Annotated in this window: 14 protein-coding genes; 4 read left to right on the top strand and 10 right to left on the bottom strand. The window is 68.1% G+C overall.

What is annotated here, in order from left to right; translation table 11 throughout:
- Positions 1–21 precede the first annotated feature (21 nt).
- Genes hemA through ACFYO1_RS32205 form a run of 4 tightly spaced genes read left to right on the top strand, consistent with a single transcriptional unit; the run spans position 22 to position 5,252 of the window.
- Positions 22–1,284: a 5-aminolevulinate synthase gene (gene hemA / locus ACFYO1_RS32220; RefSeq protein ID WP_387239308.1), complete on the top strand. Its 1,263-nt coding sequence runs from the start codon at positions 22–24 to the stop codon at positions 1,282–1,284.
- The gene (locus ACFYO1_RS32215) at positions 1,281–2,516 is read left to right on the top strand and encodes an MFS transporter (RefSeq protein ID WP_387239305.1); all 1,236 of its coding nucleotides are present in this window, start codon (positions 1,281–1,283) and stop codon (positions 2,514–2,516) included. Before hemA ends, ACFYO1_RS32215 begins: the two co-directional genes overlap by 4 nt.
- Positions 2,513–3,802 carry an aspartate aminotransferase family protein gene (locus ACFYO1_RS32210; RefSeq protein ID WP_387239302.1) on the top strand — a complete coding sequence of 430 codons (1,290 nt, stop codon included), beginning with the start codon at positions 2,513–2,515 and terminating at the stop codon, positions 3,800–3,802. The genes ACFYO1_RS32215 and ACFYO1_RS32210 overlap by 4 nt, the downstream gene beginning before the upstream one ends.
- Entirely contained in the window at positions 3,795–5,252 is a 1,458-nt protein-coding gene (locus tag ACFYO1_RS32205; RefSeq protein WP_387239299.1) for an NAD-dependent succinate-semialdehyde dehydrogenase, read from the top strand. The genes ACFYO1_RS32210 and ACFYO1_RS32205 overlap by 8 nt, the downstream gene beginning before the upstream one ends.
- Here the strand turns inward: ACFYO1_RS32205 and pcaC are convergent.
- From pcaC to ACFYO1_RS32155, 10 genes are all read right to left on the bottom strand, one after another.
- On the bottom strand, positions 5,240–5,623 hold the full coding sequence (pcaC, locus tag ACFYO1_RS32200; protein WP_387239296.1) for a 4-carboxymuconolactone decarboxylase: 384 nt from the start codon (positions 5,621–5,623) through the stop codon (positions 5,240–5,242). The two genes, ACFYO1_RS32205 and pcaC, sit on opposite strands and share 13 nt — an antisense overlap.
- Positions 5,620–6,399, bottom strand: a complete 780-nt coding sequence (pcaD, locus tag ACFYO1_RS32195; RefSeq protein WP_387239293.1) for a 3-oxoadipate enol-lactonase — start codon at positions 6,397–6,399, stop codon at positions 5,620–5,622. Before pcaD ends, pcaC begins: the two co-directional genes overlap by 4 nt.
- On the bottom strand, positions 6,392–6,916 hold the full coding sequence (gene pcaG, locus ACFYO1_RS32190; RefSeq protein WP_387239290.1) for a protocatechuate 3,4-dioxygenase subunit alpha: 525 nt from the start codon (positions 6,914–6,916) through the stop codon (positions 6,392–6,394). Before pcaG ends, pcaD begins: the two co-directional genes overlap by 8 nt.
- A complete protein-coding gene (pcaH, locus tag ACFYO1_RS32185) occupies positions 6,909–7,649 on the bottom strand; it encodes a protocatechuate 3,4-dioxygenase subunit beta (RefSeq protein WP_387239287.1) in 741 nt (246 codons plus the stop codon). Before pcaH ends, pcaG begins: the two co-directional genes overlap by 8 nt.
- Positions 7,646–8,827 (bottom strand): thiolase family protein, encoded by a 1,182-nt coding sequence (locus ACFYO1_RS32180; protein ID WP_387239284.1) that lies wholly within the window; start codon positions 8,825–8,827, stop codon positions 7,646–7,648. The genes pcaH and ACFYO1_RS32180 overlap by 4 nt, the downstream gene beginning before the upstream one ends.
- Positions 8,824–9,570, bottom strand: coding sequence for a CoA-transferase subunit beta (locus tag ACFYO1_RS32175; protein WP_387239281.1), 747 nt, complete (start codon positions 9,568–9,570; stop codon positions 8,824–8,826). Before ACFYO1_RS32175 ends, ACFYO1_RS32180 begins: the two co-directional genes overlap by 4 nt.
- Positions 9,567–10,391, bottom strand: a complete 825-nt coding sequence (locus ACFYO1_RS32170) for a CoA transferase subunit A (RefSeq protein ID WP_387239278.1) — start codon at positions 10,389–10,391, stop codon at positions 9,567–9,569. Before ACFYO1_RS32170 ends, ACFYO1_RS32175 begins: the two co-directional genes overlap by 4 nt.
- Positions 10,392–10,416: 25 nt before the next feature.
- Complete coding sequence (locus ACFYO1_RS32165) at positions 10,417–11,598, bottom strand: 4-hydroxybenzoate 3-monooxygenase (protein ID WP_387239275.1); 1,182 nt, start codon at positions 11,596–11,598, stop codon at positions 10,417–10,419.
- Complete coding sequence (locus ACFYO1_RS32160; RefSeq protein ID WP_387239272.1) at positions 11,595–12,824, bottom strand: MFS transporter; 1,230 nt, start codon at positions 12,822–12,824, stop codon at positions 11,595–11,597. The genes ACFYO1_RS32165 and ACFYO1_RS32160 overlap by 4 nt, the downstream gene beginning before the upstream one ends.
- A 140-nt stretch (positions 12,825–12,964) precedes the next feature.
- Positions 12,965–14,083 carry an alpha/beta hydrolase family protein gene (locus ACFYO1_RS32155; RefSeq protein ID WP_387239269.1) on the bottom strand — a complete coding sequence of 373 codons (1,119 nt, stop codon included), beginning with the start codon at positions 14,081–14,083 and terminating at the stop codon, positions 12,965–12,967.
- Between the last annotated feature and the right edge of the window lie 282 nt (positions 14,084–14,365).

Raw genomic sequence — 14,365 nt, 5'->3', positions numbered from 1 at the left:
TTCGAGAAAACGGAGACTCCCATGGCATTCGACTACACGGCCTTCTTCGAGCGCAGAATCGACGACATCAGAGCGTCGGGTCAGTACCGGACATTCGTCGAAATCGAACGCCTGGCCGGGCGATTCCCGCACGCGGTGCACCACCACCGCGACGGGCTGCGCGAGATCACGGTGTGGTGCAGCAACGACCACCTCGGCATGGGCCAGTTCCCCGCCGTCGTGGAGGCCATGCACCGGTCGGTGAATCGCTCGGGTGTCGCGGCGGGTGGCTCGCGCAATATCTCCGGCAACAACCACACCCACATCCTGCTGGAACGTGAAGTGGCACAGCTGCATCGCAAGGAGGCGGGCCTGACCTTCATCACCGGCTACGCGGTGAACGACGCCGTGCTCGGCGTGCTCGGCAAGGAACTGCCCGGGGCGATCTTCTTCTCCGACGAGCAGAACCACGCGTCGATGATCCTGGGCATGCGCGCCTCGCGCGCCGAGCGGAAGATCTTCCGGCACAACGATCCGGCCCATCTCGACGAGCTGCTCTCGGCCACCGACCCGGATCGTCCGAAAATCGTTGCCTTCGAATCGATCTACTCGATGGACGGTGATGTCGCGCCGATGCCCGAGTTGTGTGCCGTGGCCAAGAAGCACGGCGCGCTGGTCTACGTCGACGAGGCGCACTCGGTCGGCATGTACGGTCCGGAAGGCTCCGGCATGGCCGCCCACATGGGCTGCGCGGACCAGGTCGACTTGCTGATGGGCACTTTCGCCAAGGGGTACGGCACACTCGGCGGCTATCTGACCGGCCCGGCGCCGATCCTCGACGCGGTGCGCAGCTTCGCGCCGGCCTTCATCTTCACCCTCGCCATGCCGCCCGCCCTCGCGGCCGCCGCGCTGGCCAGCGTGCGGCATCTGCGCGAATCCGACAACGAGCGAATCCTGCTGCACCACCGGGCGCGACTGCTCCAGGATCTGCTCACCGATGCCGAAATCCCTTTGGTGTCCACCGAAAGCCATATCGTCCCCGTGCTCGTAGGTGATCCGTACAAATGCAAAGAACTGGCCGATATCCTGCTCGAGGAATACCGGCAATACGCCCAGCCGATCAACTTCCCGTCCGTCGCGCGGGGCACCGAGCGCCTCCGGATCAATCCGTCGCCGGTCCACAGTCCCGCGGCGGTGCACCGCTTCGCCGAGATCATCGACACCGTCTGGTCGCGGCTGAACCTGCCTCGCCGTCCGGTCCTGCCGATCGCCAATCACGAAGCGCTGGAGAAGGTTTCGGTATGAGTGTCGAGACGGCCCCGAAGCCACCCCGGAGCCTGCATCCGGTGGCGGATGCTGAGCCCCCGACGCCGTGGGCTCAGCACATTCTTCTCTACGCCGCGTTCTTCCTCATGGGCGCCGAAATGTACCTGGTCGCACCGATGCTGCCGGGTATCGCCCAGTCGTTGCACGCGTCGGTGGCCGCCTCGGCCACCATCGTCACCGCGTATGTGCTCGTCTACGCCGTCGCGGGGCCGCCGTTCGGCATCCTGGCCGACCGGTACCCGCGACGCTGGTCGATCCTGCTGGGTTCGCTGGTCTTCATGCTCGGCAACCTCGCCTGTGCGGCGGCGAGTTCGCTGCCGATGTTGATCGCGGGTCGCGGTATCACCGGGCTCGGCGCAGCGATCGCGGCGCCCGCGATCTGGGCCTATCTCGCCGAGCGGTCACCGCAGCACCGGCGTGGCCGGGTGATTTCCCTTGGTGCGAGCGTCTATTCGCTCGGCCAGGTGCTCGGTGTGCCGCTCGGCGCGGGTCTCGCCTCGCTGACCAGTTGGCGGTGGCCGTTCCTGGCCGTCGGCGTGCTGATGCTGGCCGTGTCGGCCGTGCTGTACCTGCGGCTGGACCACATCCCGGCGACCGGGAAGGCGCGCGGCTTCACGGCGCTGCTGGCGCCGTGGACGCAGCCACGAATCAGCCTGGGGCTCATCGCGACTCTGTTCCTGCAAGCGGGTCGCCTGGGCGCCTACACCTTCGTCGGGGTGCTGTTCGCGCAGCGATTCGGCTTCAGCCTCAACACACTCGGTCTCGTCGGACTGCTCGTGGGCGCCGGATCGTTGATCGGCTCGCTGAGCACCGGGACCATCCTGGACCACCTGCATCGGCGCAAGGTGAGCGGCGTGTGGGTGTCGGTCGCCGCCGCCGCGGCGTTCGTGCCCTGCGCCGCAGTGGCTTTGACCGCGGACAACCTGCTGCTCGCGCTGGCGGCGCTGACCCTGTGGTGCGTGTTCGGCGGAGCGTTCTACTCCAGCCAGCAGGCCTACCTCTCCTCGGCCGACCCGACTCAGCGGGCGTCCGTCGTCGCGTGGAACAACTCGATGATGAACGCGGGCATCGCGATCGGCACCACCCTGCTCGGCACGCTCACCGTCGGCAGCGCCGCCTTCGCCGGCCTGACCGGCTTCCTCGGCCTGGCCGCGACCCTGGTCGCGGCCGCGCTGCTCGTGCTCATTCGAAAGGACCGTCAGCCAGCATGATTCCCTTTCCGGCCACCGCACCCAGCCGCACCGCCCTGCCCATCGCCGCCCGGGCGCAGGGTCCCTACATCTACGACGCCGACGGAAACGACTATCTCGACGGCTCTTCCGGCGTGCTCAACGTCAATGTCGGGCATGCGCATCCGAAGGTGCTGCAAGCCATCGAAACTCAGCTCGGGCAGCTGACTTTCGTGCACCGCACGCAGTTCCGCAACGATCCGGCGGCGCGGCTCACCGGGCGGCTGCTGTCGATCGCGCCGGCCAGGACGGCTGCGGTCGAATACAGCAATTCCGGGTCCGAGGCCAACGAATGCGCGCTGCGACTGGCTTTCGCCTATCAGCATCGGCGGGGCAAGCCGCAGCGCACGGTCATCCTGTCCGAGGAGCCCAGCTATCACGGGATGACGGCGGCGGCGCTGTCCATCACCGGCAGTCCCGGCAAGCGTGACCCGTCGGTGGAGCCGCTGCTGGGTCCGCGCGCGAACCGCGTTCTGGTGCGCCCCAAGCCCGGCCGGCGGCGAGCCACGCACGAAGAGTGGGCGCAGGCCATGCTCGCCGTCGGAACGTCCAAGGTCGCCGCGGTCGTCATCGAACCGCTCGGCGGGGCGTCCTCGGGGGCCTCGCCGATCGACATCGACACGATGCAGTGGCTGCGGCGGGAAACGCGAGACAACGGAATCGTGCTCATCGCCGACGAGGTGATGTCCGGGTTCGGGCGCACCGGGAAGTGGTGGGCCTGTGACCATTCCGGCATTGCTCCCGACATTCTGACCTCGGGTAAGGGTGTCACCGGTGGCTACACCAGTCTGGCGGTCGCCTTGGTCGCCGAATCCGTCACCGCGGCGATCGCGGAACCGCTGGGGCCGATCGTGCTGGGGCACACCATGTCCGCGAACCCGCTCGCCTGTGCGGCGGCGAACGCGGTACTGAGTGTCCTCGAAGACGAAGGGCTGCTGAGCAATGCGGCGATGATGGGTGGTTTGCTCGCCGACGAGTTGACCACCCTGTGCGACCGCTATCCGGCACTGCTGTCGGATCAGTCGGGTATCGGGTTGATGCGAGCGTTGCACCTCCAGCCCGATCAGCCCGCGGATACCAACAAGCGGATCATCGCTGCCGCCCGAGCGAACGGGCTCGTGCTGTGCACGGCGGGCATCGGCCCGGCGACCAACTCGGTGCTGGTGGCTCCCCCGCTGAACAGCACACCGGAGGTCATCGTCGAGTTGGCCGACCGGCTGGACAAGACACTGTCGGCAGTGGCGGAGATCGGAGCCGAGCATGCCTGAGGTGGCCGAACTGCTCGCCGCCGTACCCGCCGATCTGTGGATCGGCGGCAAGCGAGTACCGGCGGAACGCACGTTCCCGGTGTTCGATCCCGCGACCGGCGAAGTACTGATCGAGGTGGCCGACGCGTCGGCCGTCGACGGCGCCCGCGCGCTCGACGCCGCCGCCGGAGCGCAAGCCGCCTGGGCCGCGACGCCGTCGCGCGAGCGCGCCGAAATCCTGCGTCGCGCTTGGGAACTGGTGATCGCGCTGCGCGACGAATTCGCCTTGCTGATGACCCTGGAGATGGGCAAGCCGCTGGCCGAGAGCTACGGCGAGGTCAGCTACGGCGCGGAGTTCCTGCGCTGGTTCGCCGAGGAGGCGGTCCGGGTGCACGGCCGCTACACCCACGCACCATCGGGCACCGGCCGCATCATCGTCACCAAGCAGCCGGTCGGACCGACGCTGGCCATCACGCCGTGGAACTTCCCGCTCGCCATGGGCACCCGCAAGATCGCCCCGGCGCTCGCGGCCGGCTGCACGATGGTGGTCAAGCCCGCCGCCGAGACGCCACTGACCATGCTGCTGCTGGGTCAGGTTTTCGCCGACGCCGGATTGCCACCCGGTGTGCTGTCGATCCTGCCGACCGCAGACGCCGCCGCGCTCACCGACCCGATGTTCGGCGACGACCGGCTGCGCAAGATCACCTTCACCGGATCGACCGGTGTCGGCAAAATCCTTCTCGCACAATCGGCTACGCGCGTGCTGCGGACCTCGATGGAACTCGGCGGCAACGCACCGTTCGTCGTATTCGCCGATGCCGATCTCGATGCCGCGGTCGACGGCGCGATGGCGGCCAAGATGCGCAACACCGGCGAGGCCTGTACCGCGGCAAACCGGTTCCACGTCGACAACGCGATCCGCGCGGAGTTCACCGCCGAGCTCACCGCCCGGATGCGGGCGCTGAAGATCGGCCCGGGGTACCTCGACGGGGTGCAGGTCGGGCCGCTGATCAGCGAGAAGCAACGCGACACGGTCGCCGAGCTGGTGCACGACGCCGTGGCGAAGGGTGCGCGAGTCACCACCGGCGGACGGCGCATCGCCGGCGACGGCTATTTCTACGAGCCGACCGTCTTGGCGGACGTGCCGGCCGATGCGCGCATTCTGCGCGAAGAGGTGTTCGGCCCGGTCGCCGCGATCACCGGCTTCGACGGCGAGACGGAGGGGATCATCGCCGCCAACGACACCGAATTCGGGCTCGCCGCATACATTTACACCAGGGACCTCGACCGTGCCTTCCGCGTTGCCGAGGCGCTCGAGACCGGCATGGTCGGCGTGAACCGCGGGGTGATCTCCGACGTCGCCGCGCCGTTCGGCGGGGTCAAGGAATCCGGCCTCGGCCGCGAGGCAGGCACCGAGGGGATCGAGGAGTACCTCGAAACCAAATACATCGCCCTGCCTCAGCCCTCCTGAGCATCGAGTTCGTCGAGCACCCGCTGGCCGATGGCGAAGGCGGCGTTCGCGGCGGGCACACCGGCGTACGCGCCGGTGTGCAGCAGGACCTCGGCGATCTCCTCGGCGGTGACCCCGTTGCCGATCGCGGCGCGCACGTGCATCGCGATCTCCTCCGACCGGCCCAGGGCGGTGAGCACCGCGAGGGTTATGCAGCTCCGGGTGCGCCGGTCCAGGCCCGGGCGGGTCCAGATCGCCCCCCAGACCGCCTCGGTGATGTATTCCTGGAAGGGACGGGTGAATTCGGTGGTCTTGGCGGCGGCGCGATCGACGTGCGCGTCGCCGAGGACCTCGCGCCGGACCTGTGCACCCTGCTGCGCGCGCTCGTTCACGAATTCTCCTTCAGGTGGCCGAGAATCAGGTCGTTGATCGCGTCCGGCTGTTCGACATTCGCCAGATGTGCTGCTGGACCGACGGTTTCGAGGCGAGCCAGCGGGATCGCGTCGGCTATCCGTTCGGCATGCGGCGGTGGGGTCGCCGGGTCGTCCGCGCCGGCGATCACCAATGTCGGCGCGCTGATCGTGGCCAGGCGCGGGGCGATGTCCATCGTCTCGATCGCCGCACAGCACGCGGCGTAGCCCTCGCTCACGGTGGCGGCGACCATGTCCGTGTAACCGGTGACGAGTTCGGGATGGGCGGCTCGCCACCGCGGTGTGAACCAGCGCCCCACAACGGCTTCCGCGACGGCTCCGGTCCCGTGCGCGCGAACGACGGCGGCGCGGTCGGCCCAGCCGCTGGGCGGGCCGAGTTCGGCCGAGGTGCAGCACAGCGTCAGGGTGCGCAGCCGGTCCGGCGCGTGCTGGCCGGCCCACATGCCGACCATGCCACCGAGGGACAGGCCGACGAAATGGGCCCGGCGGATGTGCAGCCGGTCGAGCAGCGCGAGCACGTCGGAACCGAGATCGGCCAGGGAATACGGACCCGGTGGCACCGGGGAACCGCCGTGGCCGCGATGGTCGTAGCGCACGACCCGATAGCCGGCCTCGGTGAGCGCGGCGACCTGCGGCTCCCACATCCGCGTATCGCTGCCGAGCGACCCGCTCAGGACGACGGCCGGACCCTCTTCAGGTCCGTCGACGATATGGCGGACCTCGACCGGCTCAGACATCGAAGAACACCGTCTCGCCCGCGCCTTGCAGATGCACGTCGAACACATAGCCGTCGCCCGCACGCACCGCGAGCAGCGTGTCCCGGCGCTCCGGCGGCACCGTCGCCAGCACCGGGTCGGTCGCATGCCGGTCCGCGTGCTCGGGAAAGTAGACCCGGGTGACCAGACGATGCAGCAGCCCGCGGGCGAACACGGACATGTCGAGGTGCGGCGCCTGCAACCCGCCGGCACCGTCGCACACCGGGCCGGGAACGACCGTGTAGAGCGCGAATTCACCCTGTCGCGTGTCGCTGCGCGCGAACCCTGCTCTCCCACCCGCTGATTCACCCAGGTCCGCCTGCCAGGTCTCGACCATCGCGTCGTCGATCGCCGTACCCGCTCCGTCGAACACCCGCCCGCGGATCCACACCGCGCCAGGCGTTCCCGCCGGGACCGCGAACGGCCCGTCCGCCTCGATCAGCCCGATGTGCAGATACGGCCCGACGGTCTGCGACGGGGTGCTGCCCACGCTAGTCATCGTCGTCCTCCTCGTCCTCGAACGGCGTCGCGTCGCGACCCCGCAGCACGATGTCGAACTCGAACGCGAGGGCCTGTTCCGGCTCGCTGCGCTGGTAATCGAAACGGCTGACCAGCCTTTCGCGCGCGTGCTCGGGCACCGAGTTGTAGACGGGGTCCTGAAAGAACAGCGGGTCGTCCGGGAAGTACATCTGCGTCACGAGGCGCTGGGTGAAGGCCTGCCCGAACAGCGAGAAGTGGATGTGTGCCGGGCGCCACGCGTTGTGGTGGTTGCGCCACGGATAGGCGCCGGGCTTGATCGTGGTGAACTCGTAGCGCCCGGCCGCATCCGTGTAAGTGCGCCCGGCACCGTCGAAGTTGGGGTCCAACGCGGAGTTCCAGCGATCACGGTCGTGCCGGTAGCGCCCGCCCGCGTTGGCCTGCCAGACCTCGATCAGCGAGTGCGGGATCGGCCTGCCGTCGCCGTCGAGCAGTCGGCCGTGCACGATGATGCGCTGCCCGATCGGCTCGCCCGCGTGCTGCGCGGTCAGGTCGTTGTCCTTGGGGCCCAGCCGATCCGAGCCGAACACCGGGCCGGTGAGCTCGGTCAGCCGTTGGGGCAGCAGGATCAGCGATTCGCGCGGATGGCGCAGGACCGTGGAGGTGTAGTCCGAAAAGTCCAGCGGCGGATGGGTTCCGGCCGGGTCCCGGCGGTAGCCGGTCAGGTGCGGCGACGCGCACGGTCGAGCGTTCATGATGTTGCCTCCAAGACGACGGCGAGGCCTTGTCCCACGCCGATGCACAGTGCGGCGAGTCCCCATCGGCTGCCGCGGCGCCGCATTTCGCGGGCCAGCTGGTTGACCAGGCGAGCGCCGGACGCGCCGAGCGGGTGGCCGAGGGCGAGCGCGCCGCCGTTGACGTTCACCAGCTCCGGGTCGAGGTCGGGCCATCCGTCCAGGCAGGCCAGGGATTGCGCGGCGAACGCCTCGTTCAGCTCGACCACGCCGATGTCGTCCCAGCCGATGCCGGCTCGGCGCAACGCGATTCGTGCCGCCTGCACCGGGCCGATGCCGAACTCGTCGGGATCGACGCCCGCCGCGCCGCGTCCGGCGATCCGGGCCAGCGGCACCCGGCCGAGTCGCGCGGCGACCGACTCGTCGCCGAGCAGCAGCGCGGAGGCGCCGTCGCTCAGCGGGGAGGCGTTGCCCGCGGTGACCGTTCCCTGCTCGCGGAACGAGGGCCGCAATCGGGAGAGGGTCTCCACCGTCGTGTCCGGGCGGATCGTCTCGTCACGAGCGAGTTCGGTGCCGGGGACGGCGGGGACGTGGTCGTCGTAGAAGCCGTTGTCCCAGGCCTTCGCGGCGAGTTGATGGCTGCGCGTGGCGAATTCGTCCTGTGCCGGGCGAGCTATGCCGAAGCGATCGGCGAGCAGCTCGGTGCTCTCGCCCAGGGACACCGTCCACTTTTCTGGCATCGCCGGGTTGACCATGCGCCAGCCAAGGGTGGTCGAATGCAGGGTGGCATCGCCGGCCGGGAATCCCCTGAGCGGCTTGGTCATCACCCATGGTGCGCGGCTCATCGATTCCACGCCGCCCGCGACGACCAGTGCGGCGTCGCCGGTCTCGATCGACCGGGAAGCGTGCAGGATCGCGTCCAGACTCGAACCGCACAAACGGTTTACGGTCGTGCCGGGCACCGACGTGGGCCAGCCCGCGAGGAGTGCGCCCATTCGTGCGACGTTGCGGTTGTCCTCGCCCGCCTGGTTGGCCGCACCGAAGATGACGTCGTCCACCGTCGACGGATCCAGGTCCGTGCGTTCGGTCAGGGCGCGAAGGACGTGAGCGGCAAGGTCATCGGGGCGGACGCCGGCGAGTGCTCCACCGTAGCGGCCGAAAGGTGTTCGTACACCGTCGTATAGGAACGCGCCGGTCATGACGCCGCCTGCAAGGTGTGCAGCGCCGAGAGTTCGGCGGCGGTCGGTGGCTCGGTAACCTCCATATCGGCAGCGACTTTCAGCTCCCAACCGGTCGCGGCACGCACCTGCTCGACGGTCACTCCCGGATGCGTCGCGGTGAGCACCAACTCGCCGTTGGCATCCGGTCGCATGATGCCCAGATCCGTGATCACCTGGGTCGGTCCCGCGCCCCGCAGCCCGAGCCGCGCACGCTCGCCACCACCACGACCGTGTCCGAACGAAGTGACGAAATCGACTCGCTCGACGAAGGATTTGCGCGATTGGCGGACGACCACGAACACCTCACCGCAGGACGCGGCGATCTCCGGCGCCCCGCCCGCCCCGGGCAACCGCACCTTGGGGTCGCGGTAGTCGCCGATGACGGTGGTGTTGATGTTGCCGAACCGATCCAACTGCGCGGCACCGAGAAACCCGATGTCGATGCGTCCGGGCTGCAACCAGTAGTTGAACACCTCCGGCACGCTGATCACCGCGTCGGCGGTCTCGGCGAGGATGCCGTCGCCGATCGACGCGGGCAGCCGGCCCGGCTTGGACCCCAGCGTGCCGGACTCGTAGATCAGTACCAGATCAGGCGCGTGCGTGGTGCGCGCGAGATTCGCTGCGGTGGAGGGTAATCCGATGCCGACGAAGCACCGCTTGCCGCCGTGCAATGCGCGCGCGGCCGCGACGGTCATCGTCTGGTCCGAGGTCACCTCGGTCATGCCACGCTCCCTGCGATGTCGGCGTACACGTGCTCCTGGAGCCAGTCGGCGAATCGTCCCCGATCCCGGCTGATCTCGTCCCAGGCCGCGTAGTAGGCGTTGTCTCGTTCGGAATACCCGTGCGCGTAGGAAGGACTCGCGCCGCCGGGCGCCTCGGCGACCGCGGTCACCGCCCAGGCGGGCAGGACGATCGCGCCCGGCATGGGCGTGAGCTCGTCGACGATCTCCTCGACGGTGACCAGGCTCCGGCGCGCGGCGAGCACGGCCTCCTTCTGCACGCCGAGCAGGCCCCACAGCTGCACATTCCCGGCCCGATCCGCGCGCTGCGCGTGAATCACCGTGACATCCGGGTTGATCGCGGGCACCGCGGTCAACTGCTCACCGGTGAACGGGCAGGTGATCGGCTTGATGGTTTCGGTGACCGACGGCAGATCCGTACCGACGTAGCCGCGCAGCACCGCGAACGGCAGGCCGGACGCACCCGCGACATACCGGTTGGCCATGCCCGCGTGGCTGTGCTCTTCGATCTCCAGTGCGTGCGGCCAGGAATGCTCGACCGCGTCCCGAAACCGGTGCAGTGAACCGACTCCCGGGTTGCCACCCCAGGAGAACACCAGCTTGGCCGCGCAGCCGGCACCGATCAGCTGGTCGTAGACGATGTCCGGGGTCATCCGGACCAGGGTCAGCTCGCGCCGGCGCTGCCGGATGATCTCCTGCCCGGCAGCCACCGGGATCAGGTGCGTGAAACCCTCGAGGGCGACGACGTCGCCGTCGTGGACGAGCTGTGCCACCGCGTCCGCCAGGGACGAAATCCGGGCCACAATCACTCCTTTGCTGTCGTAGGGTCTATTTCGGTTGCTGCCAGCCGGTGTACGCCTCGGCGAAATATGCTGCGCCGTGCCGTGATCCGGTGAGCATCGACAGTTCGCCGTGCTGACGCTGCCGATCGAAGGGCGACGCGTCGGCGGCGGTGTGCAGCAGCGTGGTCGCCCAGTAGGAGAAGTGCTGAGCGCGCCAGACCCGGTCCAGGGCGCGTTCGGTGTAGCGGTCGAGCACGTCGGTATTGCCGGTGCCGTGGAAATCCGCGATCACCTCGGCCAGCACGGCGACATCGGCGAGGGCCAAATTCAAGCCCTTCGCGCCGGTCGGCGGGACCGTGTGCGCGGCGTCGCCGGCCAGTATCAGCCTGTCGTGGCGCATCGGCGCGGTGACGAAGGAGCGGAACGGCAACACCGTTTTCGCGCTGATCGGACCTTCGGCGAGCTCGAAACCGTTGCCGTTGACTCGCTTTCGCATCTCGGTCCAGATCCGGTCGTCGTCCCAGTCCGCCGGGCGCTCACCGGGTCCGCACTGGAAATACATCCGTTGCATGGTCGGCGTGCGCTGGCTGATCAGCGCGAAGCCGAAATCCGAATGCGTGTAGATCAATTCGTCGTGCGACGGCGGCGCCTCGACGAGGAACCCGAACCAGGCGAACGGGTACTCGCGGAACCATTCCTCGCGGACACCCGCGGGAAAGGCGTGCCTGCACAGTGATCGGGAACCGTCCGCCCCCACCAGCAGGTCGGCCTCGACCCGCACCCGGCTGCCGTCCGGCTCGGTGAACGTCATCGCCGGGCGCGCGCCGGCGAGGTCGACAACGGTGTCGGTGACGCCGTAGCGGATGTCTCCCCCGTCGGCCGCGCGCCGCGCCGACAGGTCCAGGAAGACCTCGGTCTGCGGATACAGCCAGACGGATTCGCCGACCAGTTCCTGGAAGTCGATCCGGTGGTTCTCGCCGCGGAAGCGGAGCACCACACCGTCGTGCCGCAGGCCCTCGGTGAGCACGCGATCGGAGACGCCCGAATCCACCAGTAGCCGAACCGAACCCGCCTCCAGGATCCCCGCGCGGATGGTGCCCGCGATCTGCTCGTACCCGCGGTTGTCGATGACGATGTTCTCGATGCCCGTGCGGTGCAGCAGATGCGACAGCAGCAGGCCGGCCGGGCCCGCGCCGACGATCGCTACCCGGGTGCGGGTGGTCGTCATGCCGGGCGTACCTCGCGTTCGGCCAGCGGGGACTCGACCGGCACGAGACCGTCGACGGTGGTGCGCGGAACCGCGGCCATGGCGAGCAGTCCGATACCCGCGACGGCGGCGAAAAGGTAGAAGCCCCAAGGGTTCGCGGAGCCGACGACGATGAGCCAGCCGGTGATGGTCGGGCCGAATATCGCGCCGAGCCGTCCGACACCGGCGGCGAAACCCATGGCCGTGGCGCGGATTTCGGCCGGGTAGGCCTGGGTGACGTAGGCGTAGATGAGTACCTGGGCGGAGAAGACGAAGATGCCCGTGACGAGTACCAGCGCGTTGAGCAGGACGGTGCTGGAGATCTTGATGCTGAGCAGTGCGAGGAACACCGCCGCCGCGCCGAACCACAGGAGCACGGTCGGTTTGATGCCGCGCCGATCGGCCAGGGTTCCCGCCGTGAGCAGGCCGATGACCGCGCCGATGTTCAGCATCAGCAGGACCGTCAGCGAGGTGGACATGTTGTATCCGGCATCGCGCATCAGCTTCGGCAGCCAGGTGTTCAAGCCGTAGACGAGCAGCAGTCCCATGAACGAGCCGACCCAAACACCGAGCGTCGCACGCAGATACAGCGGTTGCAGCAGCACGGTCGGCCGTACCCGGGTCGGTGCGTCCTTGGCCGCGAGGTAGGCCTCGGACTCGGGCAGCTTGGCCCAGATCACCGGCAGCAGCAGAAGTCCGGCGACACCGCCGGCGTAGAACAGCGGCTGCCAATGCGGGATGACGCGCAGCGCGATCAACGCGGTGAGCACCGCGCCAGTGTGGTAGCCGGTCATGGTGATCGTGCTGGCGAACGCCCGGCGGGCCGGCGGCATGTGCTCGGCCATGAAGGTCAGCGCGGTCGGCAGGCACGCGCCGAGGCCCAGCCCGGCGATCAGCCGGAACATGGCGAAGACACTCACCGAACCGGCCAGCGGCACCGCGGCGGTGAACAGCGAGAACACCGCGATCGAGCAGAGCAGCATCCGGCGGCGGCCGTATCGATCGGCGATCGGCCCCGAGGCCGTCGCGCCGATCGCCACCCCGACCAGCGAGATGGTCGCGGCGAAAGTCGCACTGGCCGCGGTGAATCCGATGTGCTTCTGATCGATGAGCGTGGGAATGACGGCGCCGAGAACGACGAGGTCGTAGCCCTCCAGCAGCACGGTCAGCCAACAGAGCACGGCCGACCAGGACAACAACTTCTTCATAGTGGAGTTCGATTCTGCAGAGCATTTGTGATTGCCATCACGCTACGAAAGACGGAATCAGAAATCCAATAGATGTTTTTCCGAGTCTGCATAGAGGACATCTATGTGCAGTTGGGCCAACCCGCGGCAATCGCGGCCGGTCAGCGTTCGTGGTCGCGCAGCCAGCGGCCGAGGTCGGCAAGTGGCAGCGGCTGGATCGGGCCGAGCGGGTCGTGTCGCGGGTCGGCGGCCTCGCTCAACGAGTGACCGGACCGCGGGTAGATGTGCAGTGTGTGATCGCGACTTCCGTTGTCGGCCAGGGCTTTATCGATGCGTACTGCCGCGTCCACCGATACGTTGCTGTCGTTGTCGCCGTGCAGGGTGAGGAACGGGATATCGCGAAGGGCAGCGGCCTGAGCGGCGACGTCGGGCAGCGCGGTAAGTGCGCCGTACAGCCGGAAGATGCCGCCGGTCAGCTGCTCATCAACGAACTTCACTGCGGCGGTACGCAATTCGTTGTCGATATCGATGCGCCCGTTTCCGTCGATATCGAAAGCCGGATTCAGGCCGGACTGCTCCGAGCCGATGTCGTCGGCCAGCACGCTGACGAGTTCGTGCACCACCACGCCGCCATCACCTCTCCATGCCCGGCTCAATTCCGCCGCGCCCACCGACCCGGCGACGGCGAAGTCCCGCAGATACGGCCGCACCACCCGCTCCCATTGCGCGATCAACCCATCCCGCCACGGAACACCAACCGCCCCTTGCACAATCACCCCGCGCAGATTCGGCATCCCCTGCGCCGCCGCAGCCACCACGGTCGTACCTTCACTCCAACCGAACAGATACACCCGCCGCGAGTCGATCCGCGGATCATTCGCCACCGCCCGCACAGCACTACGAACATCGTCGACCAACTGCGTCATCGTGAGATCGGTAGCGAAACGCGGATCGACATCCCCCAGCCCGTTGACGTAATGCTTGTTGTACCGCAACGCCGCAAATCCTTGCCGCGCAAGCGAACTGGAGATATCCGCGAACAGATGCCCTCGCGAACTCGCCCCTTCGCTCGCATCATCGGCATTCAAATCCTCCGGTCCCGACCCACCCACGAGCACGACAAGCGGCGCCGCCCCACCCCCGGCGGGATAGGTCACCTCCCCCTTGGACACAAAGTCATTGAACGAGATCCTCAGCGCGGAAGACTGCACCGAAGCATCCGGCTCCGCCACATCACCACACCCCGCCACGGCAGCAGCAACAAGACCGATCGAGACCACAAGCATCAGACGAGGGCGCATACGCTATACGCTATGGACGCGGCCCTAAACCGTCGTCACACCAGAGTGCGACCCCAACCCAGTACCGGCGAACCACTCCCGACCCCGCAGGGTTGTTACGAGTTGGCTGTCCAGAAGCCCTGTCCATGATCTCCAGCGTCCGCCGCCAAGGACACACCCTCTACCTCTCCTCGCCGCGCGACCCCTTCACCACTGCAACACAGCTCATCACCAACGATGTCGCACAGATCGAGCTACCCACCCACACCGTCGGACGACACC

Origin of the sequence: Nocardia sp. NPDC006044 (assembly GCF_042871115.1) — a bacterium.
Taxonomy (GTDB): Bacteria; Actinomycetota; Actinomycetes; order Mycobacteriales; family Mycobacteriaceae; genus Nocardia.
Note: the sequence above shows the minus strand (reverse complement) of the source record. Positions and strands in the feature narration are given on the sequence as shown.

What these genes read in the sequence shown, in the direction of transcription:
- ACFYO1_RS32165 (WP_387239275.1), bottom strand. Translation starts at nt 11,598, where the DNA reads ATGACGACCACCCGCACCCGGGTAGCGATCGTCGGCGCGGGCCCGGCC.
- ACFYO1_RS32180 (WP_387239284.1), bottom strand. Translation starts at nt 8,827, where the DNA reads ATGACCGGCGCGTTCCTATACGACGGTGTACGAACACCTTTCGGCCGC.
- ACFYO1_RS32215 (WP_387239305.1), top strand. Translation starts at nt 1,281, where the DNA reads ATGAGTGTCGAGACGGCCCCGAAGCCACCCCGGAGCCTGCATCCGGTG.
- pcaG (WP_387239290.1), bottom strand. Translation starts at nt 6,916, where the DNA reads ATGACTAGCGTGGGCAGCACCCCGTCGCAGACCGTCGGGCCGTATCTG.
- ACFYO1_RS32160 (WP_387239272.1), bottom strand. Translation starts at nt 12,824, where the DNA reads ATGAAGAAGTTGTTGTCCTGGTCGGCCGTGCTCTGTTGGCTGACCGTG.
- pcaD (WP_387239293.1), bottom strand. Translation starts at nt 6,399, where the DNA reads ATGTCTGAGCCGGTCGAGGTCCGCCATATCGTCGACGGACCTGAAGAG.
- hemA (WP_387239308.1), top strand. Translation starts at nt 22, where the DNA reads ATGGCATTCGACTACACGGCCTTCTTCGAGCGCAGAATCGACGACATC.
- pcaH (WP_387239287.1), bottom strand. Translation starts at nt 7,649, where the DNA reads ATGAACGCTCGACCGTGCGCGTCGCCGCACCTGACCGGCTACCGCCGG.
- ACFYO1_RS32175 (WP_387239281.1), bottom strand. Translation starts at nt 9,570, where the DNA reads ATGACCGAGGTGACCTCGGACCAGACGATGACCGTCGCGGCCGCGCGC.
- ACFYO1_RS32205 (WP_387239299.1), top strand. Translation starts at nt 3,795, where the DNA reads ATGCCTGAGGTGGCCGAACTGCTCGCCGCCGTACCCGCCGATCTGTGG.
- ACFYO1_RS32210 (WP_387239302.1), top strand. Translation starts at nt 2,513, where the DNA reads ATGATTCCCTTTCCGGCCACCGCACCCAGCCGCACCGCCCTGCCCATC.